The sequence below is a fragment of the Anoxybacillus sp. PDR2 genome (genome assembly GCF_009834045.1).
GTDB classification, from domain to species: domain Bacteria; phylum Bacillota; class Bacilli; order Bacillales; family Anoxybacillaceae; genus Anoxybacteroides; species Anoxybacteroides rupiense.
This window is the reverse complement of the sequence record NZ_CP047158.1, coordinates 2,838,069-2,856,787: the sequence shown is the minus strand read 5'-3', so window position 1 is coordinate 2,856,787 and position 18,719 is coordinate 2,838,069. Positions and strand designations below refer to the sequence as shown.

Here is an 18,719-nt window from a genome sequence, read left to right as displayed (position 1 = left end):
ATATGAAGGGGAAGAAGAGCACGAATCTTTGGATTAAGAAGGAAGAAAAACAGGCCTTTCCTGCGTTTATGGTAGGAAAAGGCCTGTTTTTTAAAACGTATATTAATAGAGCGCACGGAAAAATCCATCAAGGAAGTGCTTAGCAAGGACCCATTTAGATAATTGCTTCATCGTTTCTTTTTTTGGTGTTTTCACTTCAAGCGGGACGATGATGTCCATTCCGTGCTTCATCTGTTTCGTTGGATGGGACACAATCGTTTCATTTTGGCGAAGACCGCGTTCAATTTCTTGTTTCTTTCCATGTGAAATTCCAAGTGTTACCTTTCGTTTTTCGAGTTTGCCGCGATGAATCACATAGACAAATGACTTCGTTTTTTCATGCCACACCGCTTCAGCAGGAACAGTCATCGCTCCGTTTTTTTCTTTTGTCACGACTGTAATGTTGACGTGATACCCGAAAGGAAGCGATTTGGGCTGTTCGTTCAACTGCACGGTAAACGGATATTCGTTTTTTTCTTGAAAACTTGTTTCGGTGACTGGAAATTTGCCGATATCCATAATCGTGCCGGTAAAGGCTGCTTTTTCGTTTGGAACATGGACCACTGCTTTTTGTCCAACGGCGATTTCTCCGAATCGTTTCTCTTTCACTTTTCCACGGATAACTGCGGAAGGGGAAGCAATGGTGATCAGCGGTTTGGAAGGATGATCGCTGATTTCTTCGACCCAACCGGCTGTTTCACTTTTGACAACGAGTTCCTCTTTTTTCTCTGTTAGTTGGCTCTGTTCTGCCTCGTATTCCTGTATTTTTGATTCGAGCAATGCTTTTTTCTGCTCTGCTTCCCGCGCTTTTTCCTCCCATTGTACTTTCTCCAGACGATCTTCCGTAACCGAAGAGGCCAGCGTTGTATAATAATCAACATCTTCCGAAAGCTGCTCCATTTGTGTGCGAAGTTGTTCTTGTTTGCTTGCGATGCGCTGCAGCTCCCGGTCAATTTCTTCGTTGGCATAACGGATAAGCGGTGTGCCTGCTTGTACTTCTTGTCCGGGTGTGACAAGGATTTCAGCAATGGTGCCGAACTGTGGATGATCGTAAATGAATTTTCGTTCCGCTGGCGCCGTGATGCCGGTCGTGTCAACCGTCTCTTTTATATTGGTTTTGGTTGGTTTGCTCCGTTCGTTCACATAGACTGATTTTGGAATTTTGCTATGCTGATGAAACAAAAGATAAAAGTTTGCCCCTATAATACATAATGCGAGGACGATCAATATATATGGTCTCCAACGTTTCATCCGTTTCCCCTGCCTTTCATTACAATTCACTAAATAGAAAGTTTGTATAAGCTACTAATCATTATGCCGAAAAAGAGATAAACGGCGATCACAATCATCGCAACGCGTTGGACCGGCTTTTCCGTCAAGGAGCGAAGAGCGATGATTTGTATCGATATGGCCCAGATCGAAAAGACGGAAACGGTTCGCAAAAGAGCCCATATAAAGGTGTGTTTCGTGATATAAGGTCCCCACACTCCAAGAGAAAAAGGAGAAAAGAGATTTTTTATCCCGAGAAATAGCTGAAATGGAAAGAGAATCATATCTTCAAGTAAGAAAATAGATAAAATTGCTAGTTGAATGGTGAATAGTTTTAGAAAATGAATATCAAAAAACAAATAAAAAATGATAGAAGAAATGAATAAAAAGAACAGCGGGACGCATATCCCTCCTAAAACATGGCCCAATGCGAATAAAAGCTGAAGAAACGCAAATTGCTCACCTGTGTATTGGTCAAGATATTTAGTCAGTTCCTCTCCATCCATACCAAAATAACCACGAAGCAATGAAAGAATGACATGGAAAAATAAGAGAAGAAAGGCGACAATCGCCACATGTTTTAACCGTTCCGCTTCCCTAAGCTGGGCAAACGCAATTTTCGGCTGAAAAATTTCTTTAAGCGGATTGCTTTTATATACCATCAGTAAATCCCCCATATGTATCAAAGTAGACATAAGCCTATTGTAATATAAAGGTAAAGAATTTGTCATCTAAGGTATTATTTTCAATGGTTTCCTTATGAACATATTTAAAGTATAGATGGGAGAGGCTCGTGAAAAGCCTCCATTATCATTGTTCAATGAACGGGCTAGGATCATTGGAGGAAATTTTTTTATTTTTATCGCTTACTTTTGAAAAATTTAATAAACCCAAGTATAATACCAATAGCCAAAATGATAGTCCCGATTGTTAATGGAATCCATCTTAGCAGCAACGAAATGAAAGAATACGGCTCCTAAAAAATAAAGACTGGTGCTAGAAATAGCATGATATCAAGCGGGGCTTACCATTTTTGTGCCGTTTAAAGGCCGTAGCATTCAGTAACAACAGAATGAAACGGAATGACCAAAAAGAATAAGGCCCATCTTTGTCCATGAAAAAATGAAACATATATAAAAGTTTATTTGAGTATTATAGGTTGATATCGTTTAAAAGCTCTTGTGCAGCTGGAGTGAATCTTTCTTTTAGCGGTGCCATCCAATGAAGCGTGTCACCATTTTCTCGGCGTGACCGAGACAAGTCCGTGACTTGTCTCCGACCGTCGAAAACAGCAATTTCTGCTTGGGAATGGGGCATCTATGCCATCCTTTCGTAGGATAGAGATCTTTCGCAAACGGTGGATTCAGTGTCGAAATCATCATGGAACAAGCCATAGAAAAGATCTAAAAAATGGGTTCCTTAAAATATCATCAAGAATGTTGGACAGAGCAAAAGGAGCTCATTCTTTATTGCGCGCTTATCGACCCCTCTGCTTATGGCGATTTGGGGGCTATGCGTTTTTTGGCGATGAAGGGGGTGCTTTTGCTTTAAGCGTGCCTTGGTGGGCCTATGCGTCTTTAGCATACGGCCGTTTTTATGGGCATTTGTAAGGAAGCGTTCTATAAAAATGAATAAGCAAAATAAAAGGTAAGGAGACTAAATCTATGAGCTTATGGGAACTACTTGTCGGACTTATTTTAGGTGCTGTGGAAGGCCTAACAGAATTTGCCCCTGTTTCTTCAACTGGCCATATGATTATTGTGGATGATATGTGGCTTCGCTCTCAAGATTTTTTAAATGAAAGAGTAGCGAATACCTTTAAAGTTGTCATTCAGCTTGGTTCGATTCTGGCGGTGGTCGTTGTGTTCCGAAATCGATTTATTGAGCTATTAGGGTTGAAAAAAGGGACAAGCGACCGGCCGAACCGGCTTCGCTTAACCCATGTGATTGTTGGATTATTGCCTGCAGGAATTTTGGGTGTTTTATTTGAAGATTATATTGATGAACATTTATTTTCGACAAAGACGGTTTTGATTGGTCTGGTCATTGGGGCCCTATTAATGATTGCCGCGGATTTATTCGGTGGGCGCAAACAAACGGTTGAGACAGTGGATCAGATTACATATAAACAAGCCTTTTTCATTGGGCTAATTCAATGCTTATCGTTGTGGCCTGGATTTTCTCGTTCTGGCTCGACCATATCAGGCGGTGTGCTGCTTGGAATGAGCTACCGGGCGGCGGCCGATTTTACGTTTATTATGGCGGTTCCGATTATGGCAGGGGCGAGTTTTTTGTCTCTCGTAAGCAAATGGAAGTATTTCACCGTAGATGTGATACCATTTTTTATAGTAGGGTTTATTAGCGCTTTTATTTTCGCGTTAATTTCCATAAAGTTTTTCCTTCAATTAATTAATCGCATTCGGTTGATTCCTTTTGCCGTTTATCGAATCGCATTAGCGTGTTTGATCTATATTCTCTATTTTTAACAGATCGAATTGAGAAGCTTCCTATCTCTAAACAGAGTGTAGGGGGGAGAGGTGCTTTTTGTTTTAACACCGTTCTAAACAAGAACGGTGTTTTATTATGGGTGAAAGCTAGCCTGTTGTGGAGATGTCACTATAAACGATAAAATGAAAAATGGTTGTAGACAAAATCAAAATGGACTTTGCCTACAACCTGATTTCGCATTACGATTCAATTAAAAAACCAGCTTTTTGCAGCGCTTGGCAAGCGGCGTCAAGCTTGGCCAGCGAATCGGCTTCGAGCGTATGAAGATGCGTGCCGTCTGTGAGCTGAAGCAAGTAGGAGGAGTTGGTTTGTTTAATTTTTTGAATGAACTGATCCACTTCTTGACGACTGCTGACCATGACAGAAGCCGTTAAATCGCCGTAGACGGGGTGTTCAATTTTTACATCCTTTATGGTCACTCCATGATCGACAATTAAGTATAGCTCTTCTTTTGTTTGTTCCGGTGTATGGTAGCAGGCTATGGTGCGCGTATAAATTTGGTTAGGAGCCGGCGTTTTTAAGTAGAGATAGCCTTGGCTTGTGGCGATAATCGGTTCGTTACGCGCTTTAAGCAGCGAAATGTCTTGGACGATGACTTGACGGCTGACGTTCGCTTTTGCCGCTAGCTCCGCTCCGGTAAGCGGCAGTCCGCTTTCTTTGAGCCATTTTAAAATCAGCTCTCGCCGCTTCTCCCCTAAAATTTTCTTCTCGATTTTCATAGGCTCTACTCCTTTCGTTGTTGACAAATGGTTTCCAACACGGTTAAAAGACGGTCTATTTCGTTTAGTGTCGTCCACTTGCCAAATGAAATGCGGACGAATTGCTTCGCTTCATCTTCTTCCTTTCCAATTGCGATCATCGTCCGTGAAGGAGCTTGCTTTCCGACCTGACAAGCACTCCCTGTCGAAATGGCGATGCCGTAGCGGTTGCACTCAAGCATTGCATATTGCCCCTCCATTCCTTGTACTGAAAGACCGAGGATGTTTGGCAAGTGGGCGTCGGGATGTCCTTCAATGGCAACAGGCAGCCGCTTCTCATGAATTCGTGAAATTGTATACTGACGAAGGTGTTCAAGCCGCGCATGTTCATCGGCTAAATGTTCGCAGGCCTGCTGCGCAGCGGTGACAAATGACGCAATGCCTGGCACATTCACAGTTCCAGGGCGAAACCCAAATTCGTGTGTTGCCTGGAGGAAGCAAGAGGTCCATTTGATGCGCGGATCAATATAGACAGCCCCGACCCCTTTAGGGCCATAAATTTTATGCGAGGAGATAGATAAGCTGTCTATCCCCATTTTTTGTACATCCACTTGTATTTTACCAAAGGTTTGTACACAGTCGCTATGAAAGATGACCCCGTGTTTTCGCAAGCGTTTGGCGATCTCTTGAATCGGCTGAGTGGTGCCGATTTCGGAGTTTGCATGCTGAATCGAAGCCAAAATTGTTTGCGGAGTGATGGCATTTTCCAACTCAGCCAGATCAATTTGGCCGAAGCGATCTACAGATAAATACGTGACTTCATAGCCTTCCGTTTCAAGCTGTTGAAATAAATGATATAACGATGCGTGCTCGGTTGCTGTTGTAATTAAATGATTTCCTTTATGGCGATGGGCCTCAATCATCGAACGGACGGCAAGAAGATTGGATTCTGTACCGCCGCTTGTAAAATAAAGACCTCTTTCATCGCCGCCGATCAATTCGGCAAGCTGCTGGCGGCAAATGTGCAGAAGCTGGGCTGCGTGGCTGCCGATATCATGTAAGCTACTTGAATTGCCGAAATATGATGAAGCCGCCTTTGTATAAGCGGTTAATGCTTCTTCGCTCATGGGTGTTGTCGCTGCATAATCAAGATAAATCATATAATCATTCCCTCACATTTGGAAAAATAAAAGTCTTGTCATCAGTTTAATTATGTGTCAATATAGGTGTCAAGACAGTAAATAATAACAGGGGGCTTTTGTATGCCACAAGCGGATGTGATTATTGTAGGCGGAGGCCTAGCATCGCTCGTAACGGCTTATCATTTGTTTGAGCATAAAAATGTGATAATTTTCACAAAAGCGAAAAAAGAAGAGAGTAATTCTTGGTTAGCGCAAGGAGGTATCGCTGCTGCTTTGTCTGGCCAAGATCATTGGCATTTTCACTATCAAGACACGATCATTGCTGGAGCAGATCATAATGATGAACGTGCTGTAGAAATTCTCGTTCAGGAAGGCCCGAAACGGCTTTTAGAGCTGGTGGAAACCGGCTTGCAATTCGATACGGATCAAAACGGACATTTTCATTTTGGAAATGAAGGAGCCCATAGCCAGCGGAGAATTTTGCATGCAGGAGGCGATCAGACGGGAAAAGCGATGACCTCGTTTTTAATGGAAAAGCTATACGGCCATGTCACCATAGTGGAAGATGAGCGCGTCATTGATTTGCTTGTCGCTGACGGGCGCTGTATCGGTGTGCGCACGAAAACAGGTGCTTATTATGCGGATGCCGTTGTATTATCAACCGGCGGCTGTGGAAGGCTGTATTCTTTCTCCTCTAATGCTGAAACGGTGACTGGAGATGGTATTGCCTTAGCGTATCGGGCCGGTGCAGCTGTGACGGATATGGAATTTATTCAATTTCACCCCACGATGCTTTATGTGAATGGCAGGGCGGTCGGATTGATTTCTGAAGCTGTGCGGGGAGAAGGGGCGGTACTGGTCACAGAAGATGGGAAAAAATTGATGGAGTCCATCCATCCACAGCAAGATTTAGCGCCAAGAGACGTCGTAGCTCGGGCGATCCATGCCGAAACCGCCAAAGGCGGCCGTGTCTATCTCGACATTTCGATGATTAAAAATTTTGCGGAGCGATTTCCAACAATAGCGAAATTATGCGAGACTCACGGTGTTGGTTTGCAGGATGGCCGGCTTCCTGTTGTACCAGGCGCTCATTTTTTAATGGGAGGAATCCAAGTTGATTTATCGGGACAAACATCGCTTGCGGGCTTGTATGCAGTCGGAGAAGTGGCTTGTACTGGAGTACATGGCGCTAACCGCTTGGCGAGCAATTCGCTGCTTGAGGGACTGGTGTTTGGCGCTCGTTTAGCTGAAGTGTTGAAGCAACGCGGGAGTGCAGAAAAGGGGCGACGCTTTCCGTTTGTCAAGCCGAATTCGGTTAAAAGCTTTACAGGCTCGTTGCCGGATAAGGGACAAATTCAAGAGATCATGATGCGATATGTAGGGATTGTGAGAGATGAACGAAGCTTAGCGACCGCAAGAAAGTGGCTGGAGCAATTTTCTATTCCGGAGCTTGTCAAGACCGACGTCACTTCATGGACAGAAGAAGAAATCACCGTTGCTTACATGCTCATTACTGGATGGCTGATCACTACCTCAGCGCTTAAGCGTACAGAAAGCCGCGGCGGCCATTACCGTTCGGATTACCCGACAGAGGCCATGCATTGGAAAAAGCGGCGGATTTTACGAACAAAAGAGGAATTTTTCGCGAGAATAGGAGGAACAGCATGAATATCATCAAGCTGCAACAAATGCTGCAACAGTTTTTTTTAGAAGATATTGGCGAACGTGATGTGACTAGCGAGACGATTTTTCCTCATCATCATTTAGCTTCTGGTTCATTTCTTGTTAAGGAAGCCGGTATTTTCTCTGGCGCTGACATTATGAAAACCGCGTACCACCTGCTGGACCCATCGATTAGCGTTACGCTATATAAGCGAGATGGCGAAAAAGTAGATAAAGGAGACGTCATTGCTTCGGTTTCCGGTCCCATTGCTCCGTTATTAACGGGCGAACGTGTCATTTTGAATTTGATTCAGAGAATGAGCGGCATCGCTACCATTACTCATCAGGCGGTGATGACGTTAAATAGCGAATATACGCGCATTTGCGATACGCGCAAAACAACTCCAGGACTTCGAATGCTGGAAAAATATGCGGTCACATGCGGCGGCGGATATAACCATCGCTTTGGTTTATACGATGCGGTGATGATAAAGGATAACCATATTGCCTTTTGCGGCTCTATTACAAAAGCGGTTCATACCGTGCGCCAGCAGCTTGGTCATATGGTTAAAATCGAAGTGGAGACGGAAACGAGGGAACAAGTAATAGAGGCCGTAAAGGCAGGAGCGGACGTCATTATGTTTGATAACCGGACACCAGAAGAAATTAGAGAGTTTGTTCAGCTTGTGCCTTCTGCTATTATTACAGAGGCTTCCGGCGGCATCACCCTTGAAAATCTTGCCGAGTATGGCGATACAGGCGTTGATTATATTTCGTTAGGCTTTTTAACTCATTCTGTGAAAGCGCTCGATATTAGTTTTAATATTGAAGGATAAAAGAGGAGGGAACGAAATATGAACGTATTGGAAATGATGCAAAAACAGGATCATATGCCAGAAGTGTATAAAACGCTTAACGCGGTTGAAATGGAGGAGCGTGTTCGGAAGATTAAGGAGAAAATGGGGGAGAAGCTATTTATCCCTGGACATCATTATCAAAAGGATGAAGTCATTCAGTTTGCGGATGCAACAGGGGATTCTTTACAGCTCGCACAGGTGGCCGCAAAAAATAAGCAAGCAGAATATATTGTTTTTTGCGGTGTTCATTTTATGGCGGAAACGGCGGATATCTTAACAGGAAACCACCAAAAAGTCATTTTGCCGGATATGCGCGCAGGCTGTTCGATGGCCGATATGGCGGATATGGCGCAAGTGGAACGAGCATGGCCGATTTTACAAGAACTGTTTGGCGATACGATTTTGCCGTTAACCTATGTGAACTCGACAGCAGCCATTAAAGCATTTGTAGGGCGAAACGGTGGAGCGACCGTGACTTCTTCGAATGCAGAAAAAATGGTCGCTTGGGCGCTTGGACAAAAAGAGCGGATCTTCTTTTTGCCGGATCAACATTTAGGCAGAAATACGGCATATAAACTTGGCATTGCGCTTAATGAAATGGCGGTTTGGAACCCGTTAACGGACTCGCTTGAGTACGAGGGAGATATCAAGCGAATTAAAGTCATTCTTTGGAAAGGACATTGTTCCGTTCATGAAAATTTTCAAGTGAAGCATATCGACTACATTCGGAAAACAAAACCGGATATGAATATTATTGTCCATCCAGAGTGCAGCTGGGAAGTCGTACAAAAATCAGATTATGCCGGTTCTACTAAATATATTATTGAGATGATTGAAAAAGCTCCTTCTGGGAGCAAATGGGCGATTGGAACGGAAATGAATCTCGTCAACCGGTTAATTCAACAGCATCCTGATAAAGAAATTATTTCTTTGAACCCTTACATGTGTCCATGTTTAACGATGAATCGCATTGATTTGCCACATTTGCTATGGGCGTTGGAATCATTAGAGCAAGGAAATATCATCAATCCAATCACCGTGCCGGTCTCCATTGCCGAAGATGCCGTACAAGCATTAAAGAGAATGTTGGCGCTCGCTTAGACATAACAAGGTCTATATGCAGACCTTGTTATTTTTTTATCATAAATTCATTTTTTGCTTCATAAGTTATGTTGAAGGATGATGATGACAACGTGCCAATGAAATAGAATGATTATTGTTTGAGTGTAGGAGGGGGAACGGAGTGAAAATCCATATTGTGCAAAAAGGAGATACGCTTTGGAAAATCGCGCAAAAATACGGAGTTGATTTTGAGCAGTTAAAGCACTTAAATGGCCAATTAAGCAATCCGGATTTAATTATGCCGGGAATGAAAATTAAAATTCCGACTGCAGGGGTTCCGGTAAAAAAAGAAGCACCAAACAAAGAGTATCCAAAGAAGGAATATCCAAAAAAAGAGTATCCGAACAAAGAACATCCAAAAAAGGAATATCCGAAAAAAGAAGAGCCGGTTCAAGAGCATCCATTTTCCAACGCTAAACCGTTTGCTTCATTCAATTTTGAAGCTGAAATCGCTCCGAACGTGAACATTAATCCGCCTGCTCAAGAAATACCGATAAATGAAGTGCCGAAGCCCAAACCGACAGCACCAATTGAGAAAAAGCCAAAGGAAACTCCGAAAGCGCCGACGGCCAATATTCCGAAAGAACTACCAAAGCAGCCGTCTTATGAGCCACCTAAATCTAATATTGGCGTGAATCAAGCGGCAGAAAAGCATGATCACAAAACACCATTCCAAGCTAATCCATCGATTTCGCCGCAATCAAATGTGAATTATCCAAATCAAATACCTGGCCTGCCGCCGATTCCGCCAAAGCCGGACAACATTTTACCGAATATTATGAAGCCAGATACGGACATAGAGCCATCAGAGAATCAGGAGCATCCATCATACGATCAACATGATCAACCGCCGGAACTGCCGACCATTCCATATGTTCCGATTGCGCAGCCACAACAGCCGACCTACCAGATGCCAGCTTACTTGCCACCTCAAGAGCAAGGCTGCATTCCGGTTACTCCTGTCATGCCAGGTTATGGATTTTATTATCCGCAGGCTCCGGTAGCGCCGATGGCTGCGCCGTTCTCGCAGCCTGTCGCACCATTCTACGGGGAGAGCGGCTCGCATCCGTTTCCTGGAGTACAGGAAAGCATCGAATCGCATGAGTGGGGACCGCCAGCACCGCCGGCTTCATCAGCGAATATACAGCCAAATGCTTCCCCGAACCTTCAGCCTAATGTATCACCTAATGTATCGCCTAATATGAATATGCCGCCTAATGTTCAACCACCTGAAGAACCAATGATGGTATCTCCGCAGCAGATGTCAGGAGGATGTTACCCGGTTCCGATGATGCCTTGCTATGGTTGGCCTGTACAAACCTATCAACCAATGTACGGATCAACGGCTCCTGGCTATTATTCGCCGTATCCGCAACAGCAGCCGTCAAGCTTTTCACCATATCCAGCCGCGGCACCAGCTTATCCGTATGCACAAGGGCCGGGACAGCCATCTTATTACCAGTCGCCACAACCTGCCGCTTTCCCGCAAAATCCACAACAATTTTTTATGATGCCAGAATATGGGGAAAGCAGCGACTACGAAGAATAGACATATAGGAGACGGTGAGAGCCATCGTCTCTTTCTTTTGCTTCAAGCGGAATATGGGTTGTGCGTGGAGGAAGCGGCGGCTATTAAGCCACATGTACAAATAATTGATACAAATAAAGGAAAATGGATTGTGAAAAAATATCGCACCTTTTTTGAAGCGTCGCGGCAGCAGATGTTTATTCGTTTATTAAAACAGGCAGGCTTTCAAGCCGCTCCCTCTATTACTGGGGTGGTCGTTTCTGAAAATGCCTGTTGGACGCTGCAGGAGTATATTCCGCATTCCAATCCGTTTGTTTTTACAAGCGAGAAAGATCGAAACGAAGGCCTTTGCCTGCTTTATGAGTACCATATTTTTTCGCAGCGTTTGCTGCAGCAGCCGTTTGTTGCCACTATGCTGCCTTATTATCAGCTGTGTGAAAGATGGAAGCAAAGATATTTATCTTTTCTTCATGATTTGCCGGTATGGCAGCAAATCATGAGGCATGAGGAGCTTACTTTTATTTTGCAATGTGCCCAATATAGCTTAGAAAAAATTCCTTTATTCATTCCTTCTTTATTAGCAGAACCGATGACCATTATTCATGGCGATGTCGCTTCACACAATTTTTTGCGGGCTGAAAACGGAAGTGCCTATTTAATTGATTATGACTTAATAGCGGTCGCTCCAAGCGGCATCGATTATTTGCAATATGCCAATCGCATATTGCCATATATGCAATGGTCTTTTGCTTTATTGAAAAAATGTCCTATATTGGAAGCTTTTTTAGAAAAGCCATGGTTTTTAATGGCCTTGATTTTTCCAAGCGATATATTTCGCGAATGCCGATCATTGATGAAGAAGCGAAAGCCTTTCGCGATTCCATACTTTGAACATCGCAAACAGTTTGTGCAAAAAATCGCCAATATGATAAGATAACGTATATCTTATTTTTCGTGAAAGGAAGTTGAATCATGGAGGAGAAAATTGAAAAGTTAGTGGCCTGGCTTCGCGAACAAGTAAGCAAAGCTGGATTGAACGGGGCGATTGTCGGGATTAGCGGCGGAATTGATTCGGCTGTGGTGGCGCATCTTATTAAACGGGCTTTTCCGGACAACTCTTTAGGATTAATTATGCCGTGCAAGAGCAATCCAAAGGATCAAGAGGATGCATTAAAGGTCGTTGAAAGCTCGGGTATTCGCCACTTTGTGATTGATTTAACAGAGACGCATCAAACATTATTTGCAGAAATCGAAAAACAGCTTAAAGAAAAAGGAGAATGGAATGAGGAGGCGGCGCGTCTTGGCGATGCCAATACGCGAGCGCGTTTGCGGATGACAACGCTATATGCGGTCGCCAACAATTATGGGTATATCGTAGTTGGAACTGACAACGCGGCTGAATGGCACACAGGTTATTTTACCAAATATGGAGATGGCGGTGTCGATCTTGTTCCGCTTGTTCATTTTACAAAAGGCGAAGTTCGCGAAATGGCCCGAATTCTTGGTGTGCCTGAGGAAATTATTACAAAAGCGCCAAGTGCGGGTCTTTGGGAAGGCCAAACAGATGAAAATGAAATGGGAACAACTTATGAAATGATTGATAAATATTTAAAAGGGGAAGAAATTCCGGAAAAAGATCGGTCCATCATTGAGAAGCTACATCATCGTTCACATCATAAACGCCAGTTGGCCGCTGCGCCGCCAAAATTTTAATGTGTATGGGCCAACAAGCTTCTCGGTTTCTCTAACAAAATCCTCGTTTTGCTTTCAATAGCATAAGCCATATTCAAATGAGATGAACCAAATACCATGATTTCGCCTGCCTTTATGGATAGGTTGGTTGTTCAAAAGGAATTATACCGATATCAGAACTTGATTTTTACCGCTAACTAACAGCGATAAAATCCCCTCTTATTTGCCAAGCTAAAAATGGGTCAAGGTGCTTGACCCAAGGCAAATAAAGGGGGTTTTTCCGTTGAGAAAAACAATCGCGGCAATAGGCGTTTTTTGTTGTGTGAGCGGGCTTGCCGCATGCGCAAATTACGATGCGGAAGATCGGGCAACACGCTATCGAGATGAAACAAGACCGATCGGTTATTATTCAACGGATCGGACAAATACTCCATATACGTATGGCCGTTACGGAACAAATATTGAGAATGACGGAAATGCCTATATGATGGACAACCAAAATGGTCCAGTTGCGGATTTTTTCGGTACGGATGCGCTTCGTCGAGATCGTTACGATCGGTCGACTCCATCGCTGCCTCTAGAAGCGAATTTCGGCAAAGCAGACCAAAATTATCATGGTCACTTGCAAAATGATAAAACACATCCTTCTTATTACAACCATTATGACGGACGTTTTGCCGAGCAGGTAGCCAAAGAAGCGGCTAAAGTCAAAAATGTCAGCGATGCCCGGGCGCTTGTATATAAGGACCATGTATTAGTAGCCATTCAAACGGGAGGAAAAGATGCAAATCGTACGGAGCAAAATGTAGCGAAAGCGATCGCTCCATATACGAAAGGAAAGCATGTGCGCGTCGTTTCGAATCCAAGCATGTATCAGCGCGCTCGCGTCATTGACAATAACATACGTTACGGCCGCCCGTTTGAAGAAATTAACCGGGATTTAAAGACGATTTTTTATAAAGGGAAAATAATGGAAACTCCAACCAATACACGATAAATGCTGCAGGGAGATGCCGGCAAATGGCATCTCCTTTTTCTTTTCAAACGGTCTAGACCTCCTCACGAAAAAACGGTATCGTCCTCCAATTATGAAGTTAGCTGGTACAGTCGGGCTTTCATTAAGCGAATGTGCGATGGGAGCAAAGTGTGACATTGAATTATTAGAAACATCTGTTATTTTGTTGATTTATACACTCTTCAAGCTGCATCTATATCGCTTGGCAACTGTTTCATGCTTCCGCTATTTTTGGTATAGTAATATCGAAAATTTGATATGATGAGAGGAGAAATGGAAAGTGGCTGGACATTCCAAATGGAAAAATATCCAACGTCGAAAAAATGCACAGGATGCCAAACGCGGCAAACTGTTTATGAAATTGGCGAAGGAAATTTACGTTGCAGCCAAAACAGGTGGTGGCGATCCAAATGTCAACGCCGCGCTGCGTCTCGTCATTGAAAAAGCAAAAGCGGCGAATATGCCGAGCGATAATATTGAAAGGGCCATCAACAAAGCGGCAGGCAATCAGGAGCATGCCAACTATGAAGAAATTCGTTATGAAGGGTATGGTCCAGGTGGCGTGGCAGTCATGGTCGTTTGTCTGACGGATAATAAAAATCGCACAGCGGCAAATGTTCGCGCAGCATTTTCGAAAAACGGCGGAAATCTTGGAGAAACAGGATGCGTGTCCTATTTATTTGCAAGAAAAGGATGGCTTGTCATCGCTCGCGAAGGGTTAGAGATCGACGAGGATGAGCTGCTTCTCCAAGCGATTGAAGCAGGAGCGGAAGAAATGGAAACAATGGACGACTCATTTGAAATTTATACAGCACCTGAGCATTTTGAAGAGGTGAAAAACAAGCTTCAGGCGAATGGATTAACGTTTGTAAACGCTGAAATCACGATGATCCCGCAAACCTACACAACGCTGGAAGGCGATGACCTAACGAAAATGCTCAAGCTGATTGATATGCTTGAAGATGATGACGATGTTCAAGAAGTGTACCATAATTTAGATGAAACGGCGATACCATAAAACGATCATATTTCCCGTTCTTTGCAAGAGAGAACGTGATTTCTCTGCAGAGAATGGGATTTTTTATGAGAGGATACAAAATGTTCATCAACATCATGACTCAGTGATAGAAAAAATAATGAAAACCCATGGTGTTAGGGGGAATTTATATGCAACGATCATCCATATCACTTTCTCCCGAAAGCTTTATCCCCATGTAAGTATGCAGATGACGCTCCACTTCTGACCGTGAGTTTTGGCGGACGATTGTATATAGTACGAGGAAGATAAATGAACCGATTTTATCTAGCACCACAGGTAAATCAAGAATGGTAAGGTGCTATTCCTTTTTTTGGGGTATTCAGATGGCCGATTTTTTACATACTTCATTTTGGGAAGGAACATAATATGTTCCATGGAGGGATCAGTATGAAGAAAAATGAAGTCCGCTTAACAAGCGCTGAAATTGCAAATATATGGAATACCTATATATATGATAGCATGATGGAAAGCGTTATCACGCATTTTAAGTTAACAACCGCCGATGAAGAAGTGGGCGTGCTTCTGGAAGAAGGATTGAAAGTTGTCCAAAATCATCTGCAAAGTCTAGAGGAGCTATTTAGCAAGGAAGGAATTGCTAAACCAGACGGGTTCCCGGTCGATAAGCATGTGAATCGTCAAGCGCCAAAGCTTTTTTCCGATACATTTTATTTAGAGTATCTTAACCAAATGAGCCAATTTAAAATCACTTCACATGCTACTTCCATTGTGATGGCTTCTCGGGATGATATCCATCAGCTATATAAACAATTTAGCGAAGATGCGACTCAATTAAATAAGCGTGTGCGTACCGTGATGAAAAATCAAGGTATATATATACGTCCTCCTTATATGTCTTATCCAAAACAAGTGGACTATGTTGAAAAGCAAAGCTTTCTTACTGGATGGCTTGGACGCAGACGACCGCTTTTGGCAGTTGAAGCAGCCTATTTAGTGATGAACTCCATTAACAATGAAATCGCGAAGGCTACGCTAATCGGATTTGCGCAAGTAGCGAGGGATCCTGAAATTCGCAGCTTCTTTTTAAGAGGACAAAAAGTATGCAGTGAGATCATGACCTCCATTTTTGAGGTGCTGCAGGAAGACAATATTCCAGCTTCGATGACATGGGACACAGTCGTCAATGAATCAACAGTTGCGCCATACTCAGAGCGATTAATGCTGTTTTTAGTCAATTCCTTATCAGGTCTCGGGGTTGGTATGTATGGACAGGCCATGGCGCTCTCATTGAGAAGAGATGTAGCGGCTCTCTACGCTTCTTTTATCGCGAAAGCGGGAGCCTATGCGGAGGATGGAGTGAATTTAATGATTGAGCGCGGATGGCTTGAGCAACCGCCTCACTTCCTTGATCGCGAACGGCTTGTAGTGGAGTCGAAATAAAAACACTGATTTCTTGAGTGAGTGTCAGACCGTTGTTAAATGCTTTCATCCTGCGTCACTGGCCGCATTCGTCTGCTCATGAATTTCTTTTGTTCGATTTTTGTCTTTGTTCGGCTGCGTTTCTTGTCTGCCAAGCGTTTTCCACTCAGGCTGATGTGGAACACCATAAATAGAGGATGAGAATGGTTGTAGACAAATCTCATTTTTGACTTTGTCTACAACCGGACACTCACTTCTTGAGTGAGTGTTTTTTATGGATAAAATTTTCTTAAAAGGTGAAACTATAAATAGCTTTCATTATTTACCGAGAAAGAGGGGAAGACAATGAAGCTTTTGATGGCTTGCTTGGCTATCGCGATTTCATTTATAAGTTCCTCAGCTGCCTTCGCTAAAGCGCCGGCCACTCAAATGACGATTTTGTTAGAACGAATATACGTGGACGGAGAAGTGAGTGAAGAAATTAAACAAGAAACGATTACATCGATGAAGGATATATGGAAAAAGTATGAAGGCTGGCAGCTTGTCAATCTTGATGATGAACAAATTGTGTTCCAGAAAATGGTTCAAGATATTTCACCTTTGTCAAAAGCGAATGGATATTTTGGCTTAACAAAGGATGGAACTTTATCTATTTTTGAAGGCAAGCCAGGAAAATCATCACGCGTGATTCAATCGTTTTTCCAGCTCGATATAAAAAAGCTAGAAAGCCATCAACAAGAACGGCTGAAAAAAGGTATTCGCGTGATTTCGAAAGATCGTTATAAAGAGGTCATTGAAGCCTATCGGCCATTTGCCGTTACTCAGTAAAAGACTTATCCAGACGATAAGTCTTTTTGTTTTGCAAAAGAGGAATATACATTCGTTTTTTTATTATCATATGGTACAATGAGAAACAGTACGGATAAGGGAAGGGGAAAAACGTTGATTGAGTTTGTTCGCGGATACATTGAGTATGTTTGTCCAGAATATATTGTCATTGAAACGGCCGGAGTTGGCTATCAAATTTTCACGCCAAACCCATTTTCGTTTCGGCCCAGTCATGATACAATCGTGACGGTCTATACATATCAATATGTGCGCGAAGACCTCATGGCTCTTTATGGGTTTCGGACGCGCGAAGAACGAACGCTATTTGCGAAACTGCTTCAAGTTTCCGGCATTGGCCCGAAAGGAGGGCTTGCTATTTTAGCCTCAGGAGATGTACGTCAGCTCGTGCAGGCGATTGAAGAGGAAAACGAAGCCTTTTTGTGCAAATTTCCGACCATCGGCAAAAAAACAGCGCGACAAATGATTCTTGATTTAAAAGGGAAACTGCAGGGAGTCATTCTAGGAGCGACGAACGACTTATTTACAAGCTGGGAGGATGAAAAGCAGGAGAATGCCTTTGACGAGGCGCTTGAAGTGCTAAAGGCTCTCGGCTATGCAGATCGTGAAATTCAAAAGGTGGCGCCTGCTCTAAAAAAGGAACCGATGTCTACCGATCAATATGTGAAGCGAGCGCTGCAATTACTATTAAAATAGGAGGGAAGGACGATGGAAGAGCGTCTTGTTGCCAGCGATGCCTCCAGCGAGGATGTATCGCTTGAATACAGCCTCCGCCCGCAACGCTTGCAGGAATATATCGGACAAGAGAAAGTAAAAGAAAATTTACAAGTTTTTATTGAAGCGGCAAAGCTGCGTGGCGAAACGTTGGATCATGTGCTTTTATACGGACCGCCCGGACTTGGAAAAACAACGCTGGCCGCCATTATCGCAAACGAAATGGGGGGGAACTTGCGCACCACCACTGGACCGGCGGTCGAACGCCCCGGAGACCTGGCGGCGATCTTAACTTCTCTTCAACCTGGAGATGTATTATTTATCGATGAAATTCATCGCCTTCACCGCTCGATTGAAGAAGTGCTGTATCCAGCTATGGAGGATTACTGCCTAGATATCGTTATTGGCAAAGGACAAACGGCTCGTTCGGTGCGTATTGACTTGCCGCCATTCACGCTTGTGGGCGCAACGACACGAGCTGGTGCTCTTTCTGCACCGCTCCGGGATCGCTTTGGTGTGCTCAGCCGGCTGGAATATTATGAGCCGGAGCAGCTTGCGCAAATTATCAAACGAACAGCAGATATTCTGGAAGTTAGGATTGACGAGGCGGCTGCTGTTGAGATCGCGCGTTGTTCGCGCGGCACTCCGCGCATTGCCAATCGCTTGTTGCGCAGAGTCAGAGATTTTGCTCAAGTAAAAGGCAACGGAGTGATTACACATGCCTTATCAACAGAAGCGCTGGAGTTGCTGCAAGTTGACCGTTTAGGATTGGATCATATTGATCATAAATTATTAAGAGCGATGATGGAAAAATTTCGCGGAGGTCCTGTCGGTGTAGATACGCTTGCGGCCACCATTGGTGAAGAAGCGCAAACAATTGAAGATGTATATGAGCCGTATTTGCTGCAAATCGGCTTTTTGCAGCGGACTCCTCGCGGGCGCATCGTCACTCATCGCGCCTATGAGCATTTTGGAATGGAGGTGCCAAAATCATGAGCAGTCTTCCTAAAATGATCATGATGATCGGAGCCATTTTGATTGTTGTGGGGTTTCTGATGCAATTTATTAAGCTGGGCAGGCTTCCTGGCGATATTGTCATCCAAAAGGGGAATACAACATTTTACTTTCCAGTTGTGACTTCTATTATTTTAAGTGTAGTGCTTTCGCTTGTGTTTTATTTTATCGGTCGATTTCGTTAACAACAATAGAAA

19 protein-coding genes are annotated in these 18,719 nt (G+C 43.6%); 14 read left to right on the top strand and 5 right to left on the bottom strand.

All coding sequences use genetic code 11. The features are described 5' to 3' along the window. Positions 1-102: 102 nt before the first annotated feature. The 3 genes from GRQ40_RS13790 to GRQ40_RS13780 all read right to left on the bottom strand — a co-directional run bounded on the left by GRQ40_RS13790 (position 103) and on the right by GRQ40_RS13780 (position 2,625). A complete protein-coding gene (locus GRQ40_RS13790) occupies positions 103-1,290 on the bottom strand; it encodes an efflux RND transporter periplasmic adaptor subunit (protein ID WP_159720194.1) in 1,188 nt (395 codons plus the stop codon). A 29-nt stretch (positions 1,291-1,319) separates the two neighbouring features. Beyond that, a complete protein-coding gene (locus GRQ40_RS13785) occupies positions 1,320-1,970 on the bottom strand; it encodes a hypothetical protein (protein WP_044744674.1) in 651 nt (216 codons plus the stop codon). Positions 1,971-2,460: 490 nt separating this feature from the next. Further along, the gene (locus GRQ40_RS13780; protein WP_156450479.1) at positions 2,461-2,625 is read right to left on the bottom strand and encodes a hypothetical protein; all 165 of its coding nucleotides are present in this window, start codon (positions 2,623-2,625) and stop codon (positions 2,461-2,463) included. Between the two features lie 347 nt (positions 2,626-2,972). Between GRQ40_RS13780 and GRQ40_RS13775 the strand changes: the two genes are divergently transcribed. Then, positions 2,973-3,794, top strand: coding sequence for an undecaprenyl-diphosphate phosphatase (locus GRQ40_RS13775; RefSeq protein ID WP_044744673.1), 822 nt, complete (start codon positions 2,973-2,975; stop codon positions 3,792-3,794). Positions 3,795-3,995: 201 nt separating this feature from the next. On the opposite strand, the gene GRQ40_RS13770 is transcribed toward GRQ40_RS13775, so the two are convergent. Next, a complete protein-coding gene (locus tag GRQ40_RS13770; RefSeq protein ID WP_066146136.1) occupies positions 3,996-4,535 on the bottom strand; it encodes a transcription repressor NadR in 540 nt (179 codons plus the stop codon). Between the two features lie 5 nt (positions 4,536-4,540). Continuing rightward, positions 4,541-5,674, bottom strand: coding sequence for an IscS subfamily cysteine desulfurase (locus GRQ40_RS13765; protein WP_159720193.1), 1,134 nt, complete (start codon positions 5,672-5,674; stop codon positions 4,541-4,543). Between the two features lie 102 nt (positions 5,675-5,776). Here GRQ40_RS13765 and nadB point away from each other — a divergent pair, with 102 nt between their 5' ends. The 13 genes from nadB (at position 5,777) to GRQ40_RS13700 (ending at position 18,707) form a co-directional block, all read left to right on the top strand. Then, the gene (gene nadB / locus GRQ40_RS13760) at positions 5,777-7,324 is read left to right on the top strand and encodes an L-aspartate oxidase (RefSeq protein ID WP_159720192.1); all 1,548 of its coding nucleotides are present in this window, start codon (positions 5,777-5,779) and stop codon (positions 7,322-7,324) included. Then, positions 7,321-8,154, top strand: a complete 834-nt coding sequence (gene nadC / locus GRQ40_RS13755) for a carboxylating nicotinate-nucleotide diphosphorylase (protein WP_044744669.1) — start codon at positions 7,321-7,323, stop codon at positions 8,152-8,154. Before nadB ends, nadC begins: the two co-directional genes overlap by 4 nt. Positions 8,155-8,172: 18 nt before the next feature. Then, entirely contained in the window at positions 8,173-9,276 is a 1,104-nt protein-coding gene (gene nadA / locus GRQ40_RS13750) for a quinolinate synthase NadA (RefSeq protein WP_159720191.1), read from the top strand. Positions 9,277-9,418: 142 nt separating this feature from the next. Continuing rightward, the gene (gene safA, locus GRQ40_RS13745; RefSeq protein WP_066146123.1) at positions 9,419-10,846 is read left to right on the top strand and encodes a SafA/ExsA family spore coat assembly protein; all 1,428 of its coding nucleotides are present in this window, start codon (positions 9,419-9,421) and stop codon (positions 10,844-10,846) included. Further along, positions 10,818-11,762, top strand: coding sequence for a phosphotransferase (locus GRQ40_RS13740; RefSeq protein WP_082741624.1), 945 nt, complete (start codon positions 10,818-10,820; stop codon positions 11,760-11,762). The genes safA and GRQ40_RS13740 overlap by 29 nt, the downstream gene beginning before the upstream one ends. 35 nt (positions 11,763-11,797) lie before the next feature. Continuing rightward, entirely contained in the window at positions 11,798-12,538 is a 741-nt protein-coding gene (gene nadE / locus GRQ40_RS13735) for an NAD(+) synthase (protein ID WP_066146119.1), read from the top strand. A 262-nt stretch (positions 12,539-12,800) separates the two neighbouring features. After that, entirely contained in the window at positions 12,801-13,514 is a 714-nt protein-coding gene (locus GRQ40_RS13730; RefSeq protein WP_159720190.1) for a YhcN/YlaJ family sporulation lipoprotein, read from the top strand. 298 nt (positions 13,515-13,812) lie between these two features. Continuing rightward, complete coding sequence (locus tag GRQ40_RS13725; RefSeq protein WP_159720189.1) at positions 13,813-14,550, top strand: YebC/PmpR family DNA-binding transcriptional regulator; 738 nt, start codon at positions 13,813-13,815, stop codon at positions 14,548-14,550. 408 nt (positions 14,551-14,958) lie between these two features. Continuing rightward, positions 14,959-15,969 (top strand): DUF3231 family protein, encoded by a 1,011-nt coding sequence (locus GRQ40_RS13720; RefSeq protein ID WP_052660997.1) that lies wholly within the window; start codon positions 14,959-14,961, stop codon positions 15,967-15,969. A gap of 324 nt (positions 15,970-16,293) precedes the next feature. Beyond that, on the top strand, positions 16,294-16,776 hold the full coding sequence (locus tag GRQ40_RS13715; RefSeq protein WP_044744661.1) for an intercompartmental signaling factor BofC: 483 nt from the start codon (positions 16,294-16,296) through the stop codon (positions 16,774-16,776). Positions 16,777-16,890: 114 nt separating this feature from the next. Continuing rightward, a complete protein-coding gene (gene ruvA / locus GRQ40_RS13710; RefSeq protein WP_044744660.1) occupies positions 16,891-17,490 on the top strand; it encodes a Holliday junction branch migration protein RuvA in 600 nt (199 codons plus the stop codon). 12 nt (positions 17,491-17,502) lie between these two features. Beyond that, positions 17,503-18,504, top strand: coding sequence for a Holliday junction branch migration DNA helicase RuvB (ruvB, locus tag GRQ40_RS13705; protein ID WP_044744659.1), 1,002 nt, complete (start codon positions 17,503-17,505; stop codon positions 18,502-18,504). Beyond that, positions 18,501-18,707 (top strand): DUF2905 domain-containing protein, encoded by a 207-nt coding sequence (locus GRQ40_RS13700; protein WP_044744658.1) that lies wholly within the window; start codon positions 18,501-18,503, stop codon positions 18,705-18,707. Before ruvB ends, GRQ40_RS13700 begins: the two co-directional genes overlap by 4 nt. The last annotated feature ends 12 nt before the right edge of the window (positions 18,708-18,719 follow it).

Coding starts and splice junctions, on each gene's coding strand:
- GRQ40_RS13790 (WP_159720194.1), bottom strand. CDS start 1,290: ATGAAACGTTGGAGACCATATATATTGATCGTCCTCGCATTATGTATT.
- GRQ40_RS13785 (WP_044744674.1), bottom strand. CDS start 1,970: ATGGTATATAAAAGCAATCCGCTTAAAGAAATTTTTCAGCCGAAAATT.
- GRQ40_RS13780 (WP_156450479.1), bottom strand. CDS start 2,625: ATGCCCCATTCCCAAGCAGAAATTGCTGTTTTCGACGGTCGGAGACAA.
- GRQ40_RS13775 (WP_044744673.1), top strand. CDS start 2,973: ATGAGCTTATGGGAACTACTTGTCGGACTTATTTTAGGTGCTGTGGAA.
- GRQ40_RS13770 (WP_066146136.1), bottom strand. CDS start 4,535: ATGAAAATCGAGAAGAAAATTTTAGGGGAGAAGCGGCGAGAGCTGATT.
- GRQ40_RS13765 (WP_159720193.1), bottom strand. CDS start 5,674: ATGATTTATCTTGATTATGCAGCGACAACACCCATGAGCGAAGAAGCA.
- nadB (WP_159720192.1), top strand. CDS start 5,777: ATGCCACAAGCGGATGTGATTATTGTAGGCGGAGGCCTAGCATCGCTC.
- nadC (WP_044744669.1), top strand. CDS start 7,321: ATGAATATCATCAAGCTGCAACAAATGCTGCAACAGTTTTTTTTAGAA.
- nadA (WP_159720191.1), top strand. CDS start 8,173: ATGAACGTATTGGAAATGATGCAAAAACAGGATCATATGCCAGAAGTG.
- GRQ40_RS13740 (WP_082741624.1), top strand. CDS start 10,818: ATGGGGAAAGCAGCGACTACGAAGAATAGACATATAGGAGACGGTGAG.
- nadE (WP_066146119.1), top strand. CDS start 11,798: ATGGAGGAGAAAATTGAAAAGTTAGTGGCCTGGCTTCGCGAACAAGTA.
- GRQ40_RS13720 (WP_052660997.1), top strand. CDS start 14,959: ATGAAGAAAAATGAAGTCCGCTTAACAAGCGCTGAAATTGCAAATATA.
- GRQ40_RS13715 (WP_044744661.1), top strand. CDS start 16,294: ATGAAGCTTTTGATGGCTTGCTTGGCTATCGCGATTTCATTTATAAGT.
- ruvB (WP_044744659.1), top strand. CDS start 17,503: ATGGAAGAGCGTCTTGTTGCCAGCGATGCCTCCAGCGAGGATGTATCG.
- GRQ40_RS13700 (WP_044744658.1), top strand. CDS start 18,501: ATGAGCAGTCTTCCTAAAATGATCATGATGATCGGAGCCATTTTGATT.